Source organism: Shewanella bicestrii (assembly GCF_002216875.1).
In the GTDB taxonomy this organism is placed as follows: domain Bacteria; phylum Pseudomonadota; class Gammaproteobacteria; order Enterobacterales; family Shewanellaceae; genus Shewanella; species Shewanella seohaensis.
This window is the reverse complement of the sequence record NZ_CP022358.1, coordinates 18,810-35,117: the sequence shown is the minus strand read 5'-3', so window position 1 is coordinate 35,117 and position 16,308 is coordinate 18,810. Positions and strand designations below refer to the sequence as shown.

Here is a 16,308-nt window from a genome sequence, read left to right as displayed (position 1 = left end):
TCACAGAGCGCATTTTTATTAGGCGGGTTCTGCAACCTCGGCCAAGGTTAGCAGATGATCGGCATAGACCTTCACATCTTCCCAGTCGGTATAATCGATCACCGCCTTAGGATCCGTTGGTCCTTTGGTGATTTTCATAATCAACTGGATCATCAGTCTGTCGTACCAGGGCCACGAGGGGTAATCCACCTTACCGGCGATAATCTTCAAATCGGCGGGAGTCCAAGGTGATAACGCGATGAATTTTTGCAGGTATTTGTTGTTCTCAGGGATGCGTTTCTCAGGGTTACGCGCCACCACGTTGACGCAGAAGAAACTGTTTGGCAACGCACTTAAGGCCGGAGCGTGTTGCTCTATAAACTGAAATACACTCTTATCGTAGGTGCCATAGAGCACACAAGCCCCTAGCACCACCAGTTGATAATCGGGCCAGTTAATCTTGGTTGCCGCCGCACTATTGATATCCACCAAGTCCACCTTGGCGCCACGCAGCGTGAGTTGTTGCGTAATCGCATTCGCTATCTTGGCCGTATGGCCACCACGGGTAAAATAAAGCACCAGAATGCGTGTCATGGGGTATTCCCGTTCAATTAAAATATGTCACCATTGTGGCAATCATTGGTTAAATAAACCCCTGATAGGATCACAAATCAGCGTTGTCTCATATTCTGAAATGCAAAAATTGAGATCTGAATTGCCGAGCAGTATGATTGCGTATAGAAATATGTTCAATTAGAATTATCTAATCAAAAGCGATAAAGTGAGTACCTTATGCAAAATGATATTGATGTAAATGCAATGGTAACTAATGCGGAAAGTGCGGCTAAATGGCTCAAAGCCATAGCGAATCCTTATCGCTTAATGATTTTGTGCCTATTGCTGGATAAAGAGCTGAGCGTAACCGAGCTGAATGCAACTGTGCCCTTGAGCCAGTCGGCGCTATCACAGCATTTGGCGGTGTTACGAGCCGAAGACTTAGTCGATACCCGTAAGAGCTCGCAGATTGTGTATTACAAGCTTAAGAATGAGCAAGTCACCCAAGTGATTTCGATTCTCCACAGCCGTTACTGCGCCGTATAAATCGCGTCAGGCGGTAACAATAAAGCCCTAGCAGAGACTAGGGCTTTATCATTTTTACAGCTTGCTAAAGTGTGCCCCAAAGGCTTCGACTTTATCCCAGTCGGTAAACTCGAAGGTGCCCTTCAGATCGGTTGGTCCCTTAGTCATCCACATGATGAAACGGATCATAGTACGGTCGAATAAACCGTATTTAGGGTAATCAATTTTGCCCGCAAACACCGCCAATTGCTGTGGCTGCCACAGAGATAATTTGAGGAACTTTTGCATGTAAGGATTGGTTTCTGGCGTGTTCTTTAATGGCTTGCGCGCCACCACATTCACGGTAAAGAAGCCGTTGATTTTACTGTCCAGCACCGCATGATTGCGATTCACAAACTGGTAGAGATCGGGCCTATGTTTGCCATAACGAATGCTCGCACCAATCAACACTTTATCGAAATCAGCAAGGCTTAAGGCTTCGGCTTGTTCTAGGGTCACTAAAGACACCTGCTCACCCGCTTGTTCGGCAAGCGTTTTGATTTTGCGGCAGATTTCCAGTGTTTGGCCATCAATTGTCGAATAGATGATTAGTGTCTGCATGTTAATCCCTCCAGAAAGTTGGCGTGAACAAAATCAGCAAGGTAAAGACTTCGAGGCGACCAAATAACATGGCTACCACCAGCACCCATTTAGCACCATCACCAATACTGGCGTAGTTACTCGCAACTTCCCCAAGACCCGGACCGAGGTTATTTAAGCAGGCTGCCGTAGCACTAAAGGCGGTAATATCATCCAGCCCCATAGCCATCAGCGCTAACATACACAGCACGAAGACTAAGGCGTAGGCGGAGAAAAATCCCCACACGGCATCGACAACTCGGTCAGGTAATGCCTTGGAGCCGATACGAATCGAGAACATCGCCTTAGGGTGAACGAGGCGTTTAAGTTCGCGTGAACCTTGCAACAGCAGCAGGATAACCCGGATCACCTTAATCCCGCCCGCAGTTGAACCACCACAACCACCGATAAAGCTTGAGAAAATCAACAGAATCGGCAGGAACAGCGGCCACATATGGAAGCTTTCGGTACCAAAGCCGGCGGTCGTCGCCACCGAAACCGCTTGGAATAAGGCGTGATCTAAGGTTTCCTCTGGCGAATCATAAATCCCTGAGTGATAAAGGGTTAAGAAACAAATCGCCGTCAGCACCAACTGAATCGCCACCAGCATCTTGAACTCGGTATCTCGAAAATAGACTCTAAAATTGATCCCGCGGCGCGAAAATGCCGCAAAGTGCACACTAAAGTTCACCGCAGAGACAATCAAAAAGAACACGCAAATCAGGTTGATCACTGAGCTGTCGAAGTATCCCATACTGGCATCGTGGGTCGAAAAGCCCCCGATGGCGATGGTCGAAAACGAGTGACACACGGCATCGAAAACGCTCATTCCCGCGAGCCAATAAGCGCCAGCACAGGCAATGGTTAGCAATAGATAGATGTACCATAACGCCTTGGCCGTTTCGGCAATCCTCGGCGTCATCTTACTGTCCTTCACAGGGCCAGGAATCTCAGCGCGATACAGCTGCATGCCCCCAACGCCCAGCACAGGCAGAATCGCCACGGCTAAAACGATGATCCCCATACCGCCGAGCCATTGCAGCATATGTCGATAAAACAGAATGGCCTTAGGCAAGGAGTCCAGTCCGACAATGACTGTGGCTCCCGTGGTGGTCAGTGCGGAGAATGATTCGAAAAAACTGTCGGTCCAGCTGAGATCGGGCTGGCTTGAGAAGATAAAAGGTAAAGCACCGATGGAGCCAAGAACGGTCCAGAACAGGACCACAATCAGAAACCCCTCGCGGGTTCGCAATTCCTCTTTGCAGCGACGATTAGGATACCAGAGCCAAAAACCGATAAATAAGCTGACAAAAAATGCCTGAATAAACGCAGTACCACCGCCATCGTTATACCAAATGGCGATTAAGGCTGGCGGCAGCATAGTGATGGAGAACAGGCCGATAAGCAGACCTATGATTCTTATTATGGTTTTGTATTGCATTCCGCGTGTTCAATTATTCCATTGGCTGCAAAGGTATTTTCAGCATTTTGCATATTTTGGCATAATTTACGCAGGCATCACAGCTCAAACTCTGCGCGCAGGCTGCCCTGACTCAAAGTTGCCAGCGATTCATTCAATATACCCTGCTGCTGTTTGCCTATTTCAAAATGGATATCAACGGCTTCGGCAAATTGCTTATCGATGATCACCGCTTCTAGCTGCTGCAGTAAATGCTCAACATCCCTTAATTGAGTGTAATCACAATGCAGTTTTGCCGGATAACGTAATTGCTTCACTCGCGTCGGCAATTGCCCTAAACCTTGGCGTAATCCCGAGGTATAGGCACGCACTAAACCGCCCACGCCTAACTTAGTACCGCCATAGAAACGCACCACCACGGCACCGACTTCACCGAGATTCGCACCTTGTAATACTGCAAGCATTGGACGACCTGCGCTGCCCGCTGGCTCACCATCGTCACTCGAACCGATGGCAATGCTGTCGTTAGGCGCTCCAGCAATAAAGGCATAGCAATAATGACTGGCGCCGGGATAATCTCGCTTTATGTCAGTAAGTACTAACTTCAATTGTTCTAAACTCGTGCAATGAAATAGAAAAGAGATAAAGCGGCTATGCTTTATCTCTTCTTCTATCTGCACATTTTCACTCGGTATCAGATAACTTTCGAGCACTCGCTCTCCCTAAACTCACGCTAAGCCCAGTTCGCGGGTCATATTTTCGTTTCGATCTTGATGCACAATCACATTATCCTCGATACGAATACCACCGAAAGGTCGCAGCTCATCAACGGTGCGCCAATTGATCTGCTGGCCACGGCTATCTTGTTTTAGCTCATTGAGTAAAGTGTCGATAATGTACAAACCTGGCTCCATGGTAAGCACTTGGTTTGGAGCCAAAATGCGGGTGCAACGCAGGAACGGATGAGCCTCAGGGGCCGGAATATGGGTACCACGCTCATCGAAGGCAAAACCTCCCACATCATGCACTTGCAAGCCTAGCATATGGCCGAGTCCGTGGGGAAAGAAGGCGCTGGTAATGCCTTGGTCGACTAAGCCTTGGGCATCACCCGTGGCTAATTCAAAATCCAACAGCATTTGTGCGACTTTGCCATGGGTCGCCAAATGTAAATCGGGATAACGCACACCTGGGCGCATCATATCGATCAGTTCGAGCTGCGCCTTGTTCATGGCAGTGATTAATTCATCAAAGCGATTCTTCTCAAACGCATAGGTACGAGTAATATCCGACGCATAGCCAAAATAACTGGCTCCCGCATCAATTAAAAAAGATAAACGCCGCGCCGGATTTTGATGCTCGAGCGCGGTGTAATGCAAAATCGCCGCATTTTGGTTTAAGGCAATGATATTACCGTAGGGCACTTCGTTCTCGCCCTGTCCCACAGCAGATAAATACTGCTGCTGAATTTCAAACTCGCTCGCACCGTTATAGAAGGCATTTTTAGCCGCTAAATGCCCTTGCACCGCGATCTGGTTCGCACGGCGCATACATTCGAGTTCATATTCGGTTTTAGTAGTGCGATGGAAATGCAGATAGCTCATCACAGAGTCAGGATTGCGACTGGTGAAACCCAGTACCTCAGCCACATCTAAATGCTCACCCAAATAAGCCCAGTTGGTAATATCGCTAGGCAATAGCTCGGCAACCTTATCGGCCTTAGTGAGTAACTTGATCTCAAAATGCTCGGTCCAGAACATCTCCGGCACGTCCGACACCTTATGCCAAAAATCCACTGGGCGATAAAAAATCAGTTGCGGCTTATCGCGACCATTCACCACTAACCAGCAGTTAGGGTTATCCAACACAGGTAACCAAGCCTTGAAGTGGGGATTGGCTTTAAAAGGGTAATTAATGTCGTCCAAAAACATTCGATGTGGCTGACCCGAGTGGATCACTAAACCTGATAATGCTTCACGCGATACAATTTCAGCGACTCGACGATTAAGCTCGGCGATGTGGGCATGATAGTGATGAGCCAAGTGATCCATGTGTCATATCCTGTAATGAACGATCGTTAATAAAAAAACCGCAAATCTGACTAAGCCATATAGGCTCAGTGTTTTCCTTCGCTAACGCCCTGAGATTTCACAGGTTAGCAAATTCTCGATTTAAGCCTATGCTTTTAATTCTAAAAATAAAATTATCCATTTAGCCAGCGAGCAATACCGCTAAAGTACAAATTCCCACCATGTACTCTTTGGCGTAATCTGGCACTTCTACACTTTGTGCAGTGTATCACAAAGCTGAAAATTCACTCTAGCCGACAAGAAATTAAACAGTCGTTTAAATTGGGTGTTGTAATTTATCGAATTTCGAAGCACACTGGCACACAACTGGTCAAATGATGGCCGAAGCTGCTGTGAGATAGAGAGTCGTACTAACACCAACAGATAATGGTGGGTATCACTTTTAAGCCAAAAGGAAGCAAGCAATGATCTACCAAAGTCCTACAATTCAGGTTGAGTTACTCGAGGATAATATTGCCAAGCTGTGCTTTAACGCACCCGGTTCGGTGAACAAATTCGACAGAGAAACACTCGCCTCACTCGATGCCGCATTAGATAGCATTAAGCAACAATCAAACATTCAGGCTTTAGTGCTGACCTCAGGTAAAGATACCTTTATCGTGGGTGCCGACATTACTGAATTTTTAGGCTTATTCGCACAGGATGATGCGGTACTGCTCTCTTGGGTTGAACAGGCCAACGCCGTATTCAACAAACTCGAAGATTTACCTTTCCCAACCGCTTCAGCGATTAAAGGTTTTGCCCTAGGCGGCGGTTGTGAAACTATTCTGGCAACGGATTTCCGTATCGCCGACACCACAGCCAAAATCGGCCTGCCCGAAACCAAACTGGGCATCATCCCTGGCTTTGGTGGCACAGTGCGCTTACCACGTGTGATTGGTGCGGATAACGCACTAGAATGGATCACCACGGGAAAAGATCAGCGTCCAGAAGATGCCTTAAAAGTCGGTGCGGTTGATGCCGTTGTTGCGCCAGAGGCTTTAGAAGCCGCAGCTATTCAAATGCTAAAAGATGCAGTTGCAGAAAAGCTTGATTGGCAAGCCCGTCGCCAACGTAAGATGTCACCACTGACCCTACCAAAACTCGAAGCTATGATGTCTTTCACTACAGCTAAAGGCATGGTGTTTGCGGTTGCGGGTAAACACTACCCAGCACCAATGGCGGCAGTCAGTGTAGTCGAACAAGCTGCGACCAAAGGCCGCAGCGATGCACTACAAATTGAACATCAAGCGTTTATCAAGTTAGCGAAAACCGATGTTGCCAAGGCGTTGATCGGTATCTTCTTGAATGACCAATTAGTCAAAGGCAAGGCCAAGAAAGCGGGCAAACTCGCCAAAGATGTGAAAAGCGCCGCCGTATTAGGTGCTGGCATCATGGGTGGCGGTATCGCTTACCAAAGCGCCAGCAAAGGCACGCCAATCGTGATGAAAGATATCGCTCAACCGGCATTAGATTTAGGTTTAGGCGAAGCCGCCAAACTGTTATCTGCACAAGTTGCTCGCGGCCGCTCTACCCCAGAAAAAATGGCTAAGGTGCTAAACAACATCACTCCAGCCTTAGACTATGCTCCAGTAAAACATGCTGACGTGGTTGTCGAAGCCGTAGTTGAGCATCCAAAAGTGAAGGCACAAGTACTGGCGGAAGTTGAACAGTACGTAAGTGAAGATGCGATTATCGCCTCTAACACGTCAACCATTTCAATCAACCTGCTCGCGAAGAGCATGAAGAAGCCTGAGCGTTTCTGCGGTATGCACTTCTTCAACCCTGTGCATAAAATGCCATTGGTTGAAGTTATTCGTGGCGAGCACAGCTCAGAAGAAACCATCGCATCTGTTGTTGCCTACGCCAGCAAAATGGGTAAAACCCCAATCGTTGTTAACGATTGCCCGGGTTTCTTCGTTAACCGCGTACTCTTCCCGTACTTTGCGGGCTTTAACGGCCTGCTCGCCGAAGGTGGCGACTTTGCCGCTATCGATAAAGTGATGGAAAAACAATTCGGCTGGCCAATGGGTCCTGCTTACCTGCTAGACGTTGTCGGCCTAGACACGGGTCACCACGCGCAAGCGGTAATGGCCGAAGGCTTCCCCGATCGTATGGGCAAATCTGGCAATGACGCGATTGACGTGATGTTTGAGAACAAGCGTCTCGGTCAGAAGAATGGTAAAGGTTTCTACGCTTACTCTGTAGATAGCCGTGGTAAACCAAAGAAAGATGTCGACCCAACCAGCTACGAGCTGCTGAAGGCCGCCTTTGGTGAGCAAAAAGCATTCGATGCGGATGAAATCATCGCCCGCACTATGATCCCAATGATTATCGAAACCGTTCGCTGTTTAGAAGAAGGCATTGTGGCTTCTCCTGCCGAAGCGGATATGGGCTTGGTCTATGGTTTAGGTTTCCCTCCATTCCGTGGTGGTGTATTCCGTTACTTAGATACTATGGGCGTAGCGAACTTTGTCGCCTTAGCAGACAAATACGCTCACTTAGGTGGTTTGTATCAAGTCACCGACGCCATGCGTGCCCTTGCAGCCAACAACGGTAGCTACTACCAAGCCTAATTAGCGGGAAAGGAATTTAATTATGAAACAAGCTGTTATCGTAGATTGCATTCGTACTCCTATGGGCCGTTCTAAGGCTGGGGTGTTCCGTAATGTACGTGCAGAAACACTCTCTGCCGAACTAATGAAAGGTCTATTACTGCGTAACCCGCAATTAGATCCCAATACTATTGAAGACGTTATTTGGGGTTGCGTGCAGCAAACCCTAGAACAAGGCTTCAACATTGCCCGTAACGCATCTTTACTTGCAGGTATCCCGAAAACGGCTGGCGCTGTGACAGTCAACCGCTTATGTGGTTCTTCAATGGAAGCCATCCACCAAGCTGCTCGCGCAATTATGACTGGCATGGGCGACACCTTTATCATTGGTGGTGTTGAACACATGGGCCACGTGCCAATGAACCACGGTGTGGACTTCCACCCAGGTTTAGCCAATAACGTCGCTAAAGCGTCAGGCATGATGGGCTTAACCGCTGAGATGTTAGGTAAGCTTCACGGTATTACCCGTGAGCAGCAAGATGCCTTTGCAGTGCGTTCACACCAACGCGCTCACGCGGCCACTGTTGAAGGCCGCTTTGCCAAGGAAATCTATGGCATCGAAGGCCATGATGCTAACGGCGCGCTGATTAAAGTGCAGCACGACGAAGTGATTCGTCCAGAAACCTCAATGGAATCATTAGCGGCGCTGCGCCCAGTATTCGACCCAGCAAACGGTACAGTGACTGCCGGTACCTCTTCGGCATTATCTGACGGCGCTTCGGCTATGTTAGTCATGGAAGAGTCTAAAGCGCGCGCTTTAGGTCTACCAATCCGTGCCCGTATCCGCTCAATGGCGGTTGCAGGTTGTGACGCGGCAATCATGGGTTACGGTCCAGTACCTGCTACTCAAAAAGCTCTGGCTCGCGCAGGCATCACTGTTAATGATTTGGATGTTATCGAACTGAACGAAGCCTTTGCCGCCCAATCTTTACCCTGCGTGAAAGATTTAGGCTTGTTGGATGTGGTCGATGAGAAGATTAACCTCAACGGTGGTGCTATCGCACTTGGCCATCCACTGGGTTGCTCTGGTGCGCGTATTTCAACGACGCTGATCAACCTGATGGAACACAAAGATGCGACCTTAGGCTTAGCGACTATGTGTATCGGTTTAGGCCAAGGTATTGCGACCGTTTTCGAACGCGTTTAATCCCTAACCCCCACTCTTTAAAAGCCGGACTCAGTTCCGGCTTTTTTATTGCTCTCATTTCATCTCGTACTATTAATAATCTTACTCACACCGCCTCATCAATTTGAAAATCGGGTAGTTTTCGACTTAACTTGGTAAATATCCTTAGTGCACTTATCCGCGTTTAACCGTCATAACACGGCGTAACCAAAGGCAAGGATGCTTTTCATCATTTACGCGATGAGGGAGTTATTATGCTGCAAACGGAGCAAACGCTTTTTGAACAAATGCGGATCACTGAGCTTGAGATTGATTTTCGCAAATCCTTATTCTCTTTTACCTTGGCGGATGTCAGAGCGCTTCAATCCTTCAAGCCTGTAATTGAAGCGAACATAGATAAAATCGTTGATGACTTCTATGGTCTGCAAACCAGTGTATCTGAAATTGCATTGTTGATTGGCGACTCCGACACTCTGGCTCGTTTGCGTACCGCCCAGAGACGCTATGTGCTCGACCTGTTTAATGGTGTGTACGATTTAGAATATGTAAACAACCGCCTAAGGATTGGCTTAGTACACAAACGTATCGGCGTCGAACCCAAACTCTACCTCTCTGCCGTTCATACCCTAAAAGAGCTGATTTATGCGGAGATTAATAACTCGGTTAAAGACGCGGCTCAAAATGAACGGATTAGAATCGCCATCGACAAGCTAGTGCTTTTCGATGTTACCTTAGTGTTTGATACTTATATTCGCAGCTTGGTTTCTGAAATTGAGAACGCCAAAGACAAGGCGGAACGTTACGCTCAAAGCATGGAAAGCAAAGTCAAAGAGCGCACACAACAACTCGAAGAGTTATCTCAAACTGACCCATTAACCGGCTTGCTAAACGTGCGTCACTTACAGGAATTTGCCACGCGTATCCTAAGAGCCGCGCAAAGACGTGCAGAACCTGTAAGCGTTATTTATCTCGATGTGGATGACTTCAAACACTTTAATGATAGCCAAGGCCATAGAGCGGGAGATGAAGTACTTAGAGCCGTCGCTCAATCAATAAAGGAAAGTACCCGAGCGGAAGATCATTGTTTTCGCTATGGTGGTGACGAGTTTTGTATCATCATGCCTAACTGCCGTGAGGAACACGCCAGAGATCATTTTATCGAACGCTTTAACCAGAATATCAAGCGCCACCTGAATAACATCTCATTAAGCTTTGGCATCGTGGATACTGGCCCCTACGACTACGATGATGCCAATACCCTAATCCATAAAGCCGATCAAAAAATGTATAGCTACAAACGCGCACGAGCTGCTAAATCACAGTTACCAGCGACGGCGGCCAATGATTTAAAAACCGAGATGAATAACATAGAGACTCTGAACCTCGACGACGCAGAGTCTTGTCCCCTTGAATCCGCTTCGCCAATCATAGATAAAATCGCCGAATAATGATGTTGTTCCACGTGGAACATTTCGATGGTTACGAGCAAACACCTGTTTGGCTGGAGCAATTCCAGCCCCATCACAAATTCAGGCCATCAACTTGGTTTATCCAAATCACTGGAGTAACATTAGCCAATTCTGTTTAACCGTTCACTCGAGGTCACATGAACGACGTTTTCTCAACCGCACAACACAAACTGGATGCTCTTGGTTTACGCTGCCCAGAACCGGTAATGATGGTGCGCAAAACGGTAAGACAAATGGCGCAAGGTGAAACCCTGCTTATCATCGCAGATGATCCAGCAACCACACGTGATATTCCCAGCTTTTGTGAATTTATGGACCACACACTGATCGCCAGTGAAACCAGCCAAACACCCTATCAATATCTAATTAAAAAGGGACTCTAAGTCTCTGCATCGACATTAGGATAAGGACATCAAACATGCCGAAACTAGTTGCTATCGCCTACAAAACGGTTAAACGCGGGCCAATGAACGAAGTGCTATGCGCGAATGTCACCCAGCACAGCGGCGTCGAAAAAGATGTTTTTGGTCGCCCGGGTAAACGGCAAGTCACGGTACTGTCGCTGCAGCAGTGGCAAATAGCTTGTCAGAGCATAGATGCAAATTTACCTTGGACGACTCGCCGAGCAAACCTATTAGTCGATGGATATAGTTTTGGGGCGGCTGATGTGGGCAAGCAGCTGCGCATTGGGGATCTCTGCCTCGAAGTGACTGGTGAAACCGATCCCTGCAAGAAGATGGAACAGGCTCATGCTGGCTTGGAATCCGCGCTTACTCCCGATTGGCGCGGCGGCGTCACCTGCCGTGTCATCAATGATGCCATGATCCATATCGGCGACCCCGTTACATTAGACTAATCACCACTCGTGGAGAGTAAGCCACATTACTCTCCCATACCTTACCCCGCCTTAGCTTCTACCCCTCGGTCATTAATTGAAACAGTATTTCCGTTTTCCTTACAGGGTATTTGTGCGATAAATTAGCGCAGCATTAACAAAAGTTTATCTAATCCGATAACAGCAAAGCCCTAGAATAACGATAACAGGACATAACATGTTGAAACCTAAGCTGACACCGCTTTATATCGCCCTGATGCTTGGCCTTAGTTCCCATGCCGTACAGGCAACAGACGCCCAAAAAACCAGTTGGGACGTCAATGCACCAGCCAATGCCCCACTAGAAAAAGTGACCATAGATGTAACCGAAGGCACTTGGATGAATATCAGTGTCAGCCCAGACGGTAAACATTTAGTGTTTGATTTACTTGGCGATATTTATCAAATTCCCGTAACGGGTGGAGAGGCAAAGCCATTGGCTCAAGGCATAGCCTGGCAAATGCAGCCGGTGTATAGCCCAGATGGTAAGCACATTGCCTTCACCTCAGATGCAGATGGTGGCGACAATATTTGGATTATGGACGCCGATGGCAGCAACCCACGCACAGTCACGACGGAAACCTTTCGTTTACTCAACAGTCCTGCGTGGAGCCCTGATTCGCAATATTTAGTCGGTCGAAAACATTTTACCGCCAGTCGTAGTTTAGGCGCCGGCGAAGTCTGGCTCTACCATGTCGCAGGTGGTGAAGGTGTAAAACTGACCGAACGTCCAAACGATGAAAAGGATTTAGGCGAGCCTGCCTATTCACCCGATGGCCGCTATATCTATTTCAGTCAGGATGATACTCCGGGGAAAACCTTCCATTATTCCAAAGATTCAGTGAACGGCATCTATAAAATCAAGCGTTACGATACCCAAACGGGTGATATTGAAATCTTGATCGAAGGAACCGGTGGCGCCATTCGCCCAACACCGAGTCCTGACGGCACCAAACTGGCGTATATTAAACGAGATGATTTCCAATCCTCTTTGTATTTACTCGATTTAAAATCCGGCGAAACGACTAAGCTGTACGGCGATTTAGACCGCGATATGCAAGAGACCTGGGCAATCCACGGTGTCTATCCCACCATGGCCTGGACTCAAGATAATAAAGATATTTTTTTCTGGGCTAAAGGCAAAATCAATCGCCTGAATGTGGCCAATAAGACGGTCACCAACATTCCCTTCAGCGTCAAAACCCAGCTAGACGTGCAGCCTTCAGTACGCTTTAAACAAGATATTGATAAGGATGTATTCGACGTAAAAATGCTGCGCATGGCGCAAGTTTCACCGGATGGTAGCAAGGTCGCCTTCGAAGCTTTAGGGAAAATCTGGTTGAAAACACTTCCCGACGGCAAGATGTCACGCTTAACCGAGTTAGGTAACGACATTGAAGAACTCTACCCCCAGTGGTCGCGTGATGGCAAAAATATTGTCTTCACGACTTGGAATGACCAAGACCAAGGCACAGTACAAGTGATCACTGCTAAAGGTGGCAAAGCGAAACAACTTACCACAGAACCTGGCAAATACGTCGAGCCCACCTTCTCTCCCGATGGCGAACTTGTGGTGTATCGTAAAACCCAAGGTGGACACCTCACGCCTCGCACTTGGTCGCAGGAACCCGGCCTGTACAAGGTTGATTTAAAAACCAAACAAAATAAGAAAATCACTGCTGAGGGTTATCAGGCACAATTCGGCGCTTCGGCCGACCGCATTTTCTTTATGAACACTGGTGATAACGACACGCCACAGCTTGCCTCAATTAACTTAGATGGGTTTGATAAACGCGTTCACTACAGCAGTAAGCATGCAACCGAATTTAGAGTTTCACCCGACGGCGAACAACTGGCCTTTGCCGAGCGTTTTAAAGTTTGGGTTACCCCCTTTGCTAAACATGGTGAAACAGTTGAAATCGGCCCTAACGCCAGCAATCTTCCCGTCACACAGTTAAGTGTGCGAGCTGGCGAAAGCATAAGCTGGAATAGCAAGAGTAACCAACTCTATTGGACTCTTGGCCCAGAACTGTACCAAGCCGATGTTGATTCTCAGTATCTCAAAAAGGACGAGCAAGCTAAGCCAAGCATTATCAATTTAGGCTTTACCGAAAAGGCAGATGTTCCACGTGGAACAGTCGCCTTTGTCGGCGGTAAAGTGATCACCATGGAAAATGACCAAGTTATCGATAAGGGTGTAGTGATCGTCAAAGACAATCATATTCTAGCCGTTGGCGATGCAAACACGGCAATTCCAAAGGATGCACAAGTCATCGATATTAGTGGCAAATCCATTATGCCCGGTTTGTTCGATGCGCATGCCCATGGTGCTCAGGCCGATGATGAAATCGTGCCACAACAAAACTGGGCACTCTACTCTGGATTATCCTTAGGCGTGACAACTATCCATGATCCGTCAAACGATACCACTGAGATTTTTGCCGCCTCAGAACAACAAAAGGCTGGTCACATCGTTGGTCCACGGATTTTCTCGACTGGAACAATTCTCTATGGCGCAAATGCTCCCGGCTACACCTCGCATATCGACTCACTCGATGATGCGAAATTCCATTTAGAGCGACTGAAAAAAGTTGGTGCCTTTAGCGTTAAGAGCTACAACCAACCGCGTCGTAATCAAAGGCAGCAGGTTATCGCCGCTGCTCGCGAACTCGAAATGATGGTCGTGCCAGAGGGTGGCAGCTTGCTACAGCATAACCTGACCATGGTTGCCGATGGCCATACCACCGTAGAGCACTCATTACCCGTAGCAAATATTTATAACGATATTAAACAGTTCTGGAGCCAAACTAAGGTCGGTTACACTCCAACCTTAGTCGTCGCCTACGGCGGTATCTCGGGTGAAAACTATTGGTATGATAAGACCGATGTGTGGGCACATCCGCGCCTGTCGATGTATGTTCCAAGCGACATCTTGCAAGCTCGCTCAATGCGTCGGCCCCATGCCCCAGACAGTCACTACAACCATTTTAATGTTGCGAAAGTAGCAAATGAGTTCAATAAGTTAGGTGTGCATTCCAATATTGGCGCCCACGGTCAGCGTGAAGGGTTAGCCGCACATTGGGAAATGTGGATGTTCGCCCAAGGTGGCATGAGCAATATGGATGTTCTCAAAACAGCGACCATCAACCCAGCCACCACCTTCGGTCTAGAGCATCAACTTGGCTCAATTAAAACAGGTAAACTTGCAGACTTAATCGTAATCGATGGCGACCCATTAGCGGATATTCGAGTTACAGATAAAGTCACTTATACCATGGTCAATGGTAAGTTGTTCGACGCTGAGTCGATGAACCAGCTCAATGGTAACAAGCAACAGCGTAAGCCTTTCTTCTTCGAGATAATCTAATTTCAGCAAGTAGAAATAATAAAAGGCATGTTCCACGTGGAACATGCCTTTTTATTTTGGATGTTAGCTCAATAAGATAAGTGACTTATTAGCCGCCACAGCAAGCATCATAGGCGATGCAATCAACTAGATGATCGTTTACCATTCCCACAGCCTGCATAAAAGCATAACAAATCGTTGGGCCAACAAAGTTAAAGCCGAGCTTCTTTAACGCCTTGGACATGGCCTCAGACTCTGGAGTCTGTGCAGGCACCTGCGACATGGAAGTAAACTGATTCACCATAGGCTTACCACCAACAAAGCTCCACAGAAATTCAGCAAAATCTTTGCCATCCGCAGTGTAGGCTAAATAGCCTTTTGCATTACGAATAATCGAATGGATCTTAAGGCGATTACGAACAATACCAGGATTGTTCATCAACTCCTCTACCTTAGCGTCGTCGAAAGTTGCAATCACTGCCGGCTCAAAATCCGCAAAGGCTTGTTCGTAATTTTGTTGTTTCTTTAAGATAGTAATCCAAGACAACCCAGCTTGTTGCCCATCTAAACAGAGCTTGGCAAACAACTCCTTCGAATCATAAACTGGGCGTCCCCACACCTTATCGTGGTACTCACGATACAAGGGATCATCGCTGACCCAATTACAGCGGATTTCTTCCATGGCCTATCTACCTTAACGTTTTAACGAAGAAGGTAAAAAATAACCTACATAAGCAGAGATCTACAAGGTATAATCGAAACCATTTTCTATTAAAGCTGACGGCAGTAGACAAGTAGACATGACGACGAAACACGACGTAAAAACATTTCAGGGTTTCATTCTAACCCTACAGGAATATTGGGCGCAGCAAGGCTGTGCAATCGTTCAACCTCTAGATATGGAAGTCGGTGCGGGTACATTCCACCCACAAACTTTCCTACGCTCTCTAGGGCCTGAGCCAATGAGCAGTGCCTATGTGCAGCCATCGCGCCGCCCTACCGACGGCCGTTACGGTGAAAACCCAAACCGTCTGCAGCACTACTACCAATTCCAAGTCGTGTTAAAACCGTCACCGGATAATATCCAAGAACTCTATTTAGGTTCTCTGCAAGCTCTTGGTATTGATACACAAATCCATGATATCCGTTTTGTGGAAGACAACTGGGAATCACCAACACTCGGCGCTTGGGGTCTGGGTTGGGAAGTCTGGTTAAACGGCATGGAAGTGACTCAGTTTACTTACTTCCAACAGGTCGGCGGCTTAGAGTGTAGCCCTGTCACGGGTGAGATCACCTACGGTTTAGAGCGTCTCGCCATGTACATCCAAGGTGTGGATAGCGTGTATGACCTCGTATGGACCGATGGCCCAATGGGTCGCATCACCTACGGTGATGTGTTCCACCAAAACGAAGTTGAGCAATCGACCTATAACTTTGAGCACGCAGACGTCGACTTTATGTTTGCCCTGTTCGATCAATGCGAAAAGATGTGTCAGCATTTATTGTCGCTTGAAAAACCATTACCTCTGCCAGCCTATGAGCAAGTGATGAAAGCCTCGCACGCCTTCAACCTGCTCGATGCACGCCACGCCATTTCAGTGACTGAACGTCAGCGTTATATCCTGCGCGTTCGTACAATGGCCAAAGCCGTTGCAGAATCCTATTATCAGGCACGCGAAGCGCTTGGCTTCCCAATGTGTAAGTAGAGGTAACAC

14 protein-coding genes are annotated in these 16,308 nt (G+C 47.6%); 8 read left to right on the top strand and 6 right to left on the bottom strand.

Going from position 1 to position 16,308, the window contains the following annotated elements; genetic code table 11:
* Positions 1 to 18: 18 nt before the first annotated feature.
* The gene (hemG, locus tag CF168_RS00155) at positions 19 to 573 is read right to left on the bottom strand and encodes a menaquinone-dependent protoporphyrinogen IX dehydrogenase (protein WP_089066602.1); all 555 of its coding nucleotides are present in this window, start codon (positions 571 to 573) and stop codon (positions 19 to 21) included.
* Between the two features lie 198 nt (positions 574 to 771).
* On the opposite strand from hemG (CF168_RS00155), the gene CF168_RS00150 reads away from it, so the two are divergent.
* On the top strand, positions 772 to 1,080 hold the full coding sequence (locus CF168_RS00150; RefSeq protein ID WP_011715321.1) for an ArsR/SmtB family transcription factor: 309 nt from the start codon (positions 772 to 774) through the stop codon (positions 1,078 to 1,080).
* Between the two features lie 54 nt (positions 1,081 to 1,134).
* Here CF168_RS00150 and hemG (CF168_RS00145) read toward each other — a convergent pair whose 3' ends face one another.
* The 4 genes from hemG (CF168_RS00145) to pepQ all read right to left on the bottom strand — a co-directional run bounded on the left by hemG (CF168_RS00145) (position 1,135) and on the right by pepQ (position 5,145).
* Complete coding sequence (hemG, locus tag CF168_RS00145; RefSeq protein WP_086904522.1) at positions 1,135 to 1,659, bottom strand: menaquinone-dependent protoporphyrinogen IX dehydrogenase; 525 nt, start codon at positions 1,657 to 1,659, stop codon at positions 1,135 to 1,137.
* Position 1,660: 1 nt separating this feature from the next.
* Positions 1,661 to 3,118, bottom strand: a complete 1,458-nt coding sequence (locus tag CF168_RS00140; protein WP_011620857.1) for a TrkH family potassium uptake protein — start codon at positions 3,116 to 3,118, stop codon at positions 1,661 to 1,663.
* A 77-nt stretch (positions 3,119 to 3,195) separates the two neighbouring features.
* Positions 3,196 to 3,810, bottom strand: a complete 615-nt coding sequence (locus CF168_RS00135) for a YigZ family protein (protein ID WP_089066601.1) — start codon at positions 3,808 to 3,810, stop codon at positions 3,196 to 3,198.
* 15 nt (positions 3,811 to 3,825) lie between these two features.
* Positions 3,826 to 5,145: a Xaa-Pro dipeptidase gene (gene pepQ / locus CF168_RS00130; RefSeq protein ID WP_089066600.1), complete on the bottom strand. Its 1,320-nt coding sequence runs from the start codon at positions 5,143 to 5,145 to the stop codon at positions 3,826 to 3,828.
* Positions 5,146 to 5,588: 443 nt separating this feature from the next.
* On the opposite strand from pepQ, the gene fadB reads away from it, so the two are divergent.
* From fadB to CF168_RS00100, 6 genes are all read left to right on the top strand, one after another.
* On the top strand, positions 5,589 to 7,739 hold the full coding sequence (gene fadB / locus CF168_RS00125) for a fatty acid oxidation complex subunit alpha FadB (RefSeq protein ID WP_089066599.1): 2,151 nt from the start codon (positions 5,589 to 5,591) through the stop codon (positions 7,737 to 7,739).
* 22 nt (positions 7,740 to 7,761) lie between these two features.
* Positions 7,762 to 8,925, top strand: coding sequence for an acetyl-CoA C-acyltransferase FadA (gene fadA / locus CF168_RS00120; protein ID WP_089066598.1), 1,164 nt, complete (start codon positions 7,762 to 7,764; stop codon positions 8,923 to 8,925).
* Positions 8,926 to 9,158: 233 nt separating this feature from the next.
* Positions 9,159 to 10,352 (top strand): diguanylate cyclase domain-containing protein, encoded by a 1,194-nt coding sequence (locus tag CF168_RS00115; RefSeq protein ID WP_089066597.1) that lies wholly within the window; start codon positions 9,159 to 9,161, stop codon positions 10,350 to 10,352.
* Between the two features lie 158 nt (positions 10,353 to 10,510).
* Positions 10,511 to 10,756, top strand: a complete 246-nt coding sequence (gene tusA, locus CF168_RS00110; RefSeq protein WP_011620849.1) for a sulfurtransferase TusA — start codon at positions 10,511 to 10,513, stop codon at positions 10,754 to 10,756.
* Between the two features lie 35 nt (positions 10,757 to 10,791).
* The gene (locus tag CF168_RS00105; RefSeq protein WP_011620848.1) at positions 10,792 to 11,229 is read left to right on the top strand and encodes an MOSC domain-containing protein; all 438 of its coding nucleotides are present in this window, start codon (positions 10,792 to 10,794) and stop codon (positions 11,227 to 11,229) included.
* A gap of 196 nt (positions 11,230 to 11,425) precedes the next feature.
* The gene (locus tag CF168_RS00100) at positions 11,426 to 14,614 is read left to right on the top strand and encodes an amidohydrolase family protein (RefSeq protein WP_089066596.1); all 3,189 of its coding nucleotides are present in this window, start codon (positions 11,426 to 11,428) and stop codon (positions 14,612 to 14,614) included.
* Positions 14,615 to 14,702: 88 nt separating this feature from the next.
* On the opposite strand, the gene CF168_RS00095 is transcribed toward CF168_RS00100, so the two are convergent.
* Positions 14,703 to 15,275: a DNA-3-methyladenine glycosylase I gene (locus tag CF168_RS00095; RefSeq protein WP_089066595.1), complete on the bottom strand. Its 573-nt coding sequence runs from the start codon at positions 15,273 to 15,275 to the stop codon at positions 14,703 to 14,705.
* Between the two features lie 118 nt (positions 15,276 to 15,393).
* Here CF168_RS00095 and glyQ point away from each other — a divergent pair, with 118 nt between their 5' ends.
* Positions 15,394 to 16,299, top strand: a complete 906-nt coding sequence (gene glyQ, locus CF168_RS00090) for a glycine--tRNA ligase subunit alpha (RefSeq protein ID WP_011070431.1) — start codon at positions 15,394 to 15,396, stop codon at positions 16,297 to 16,299.
* Positions 16,300 to 16,308: the final 9 nt, after the last annotated feature.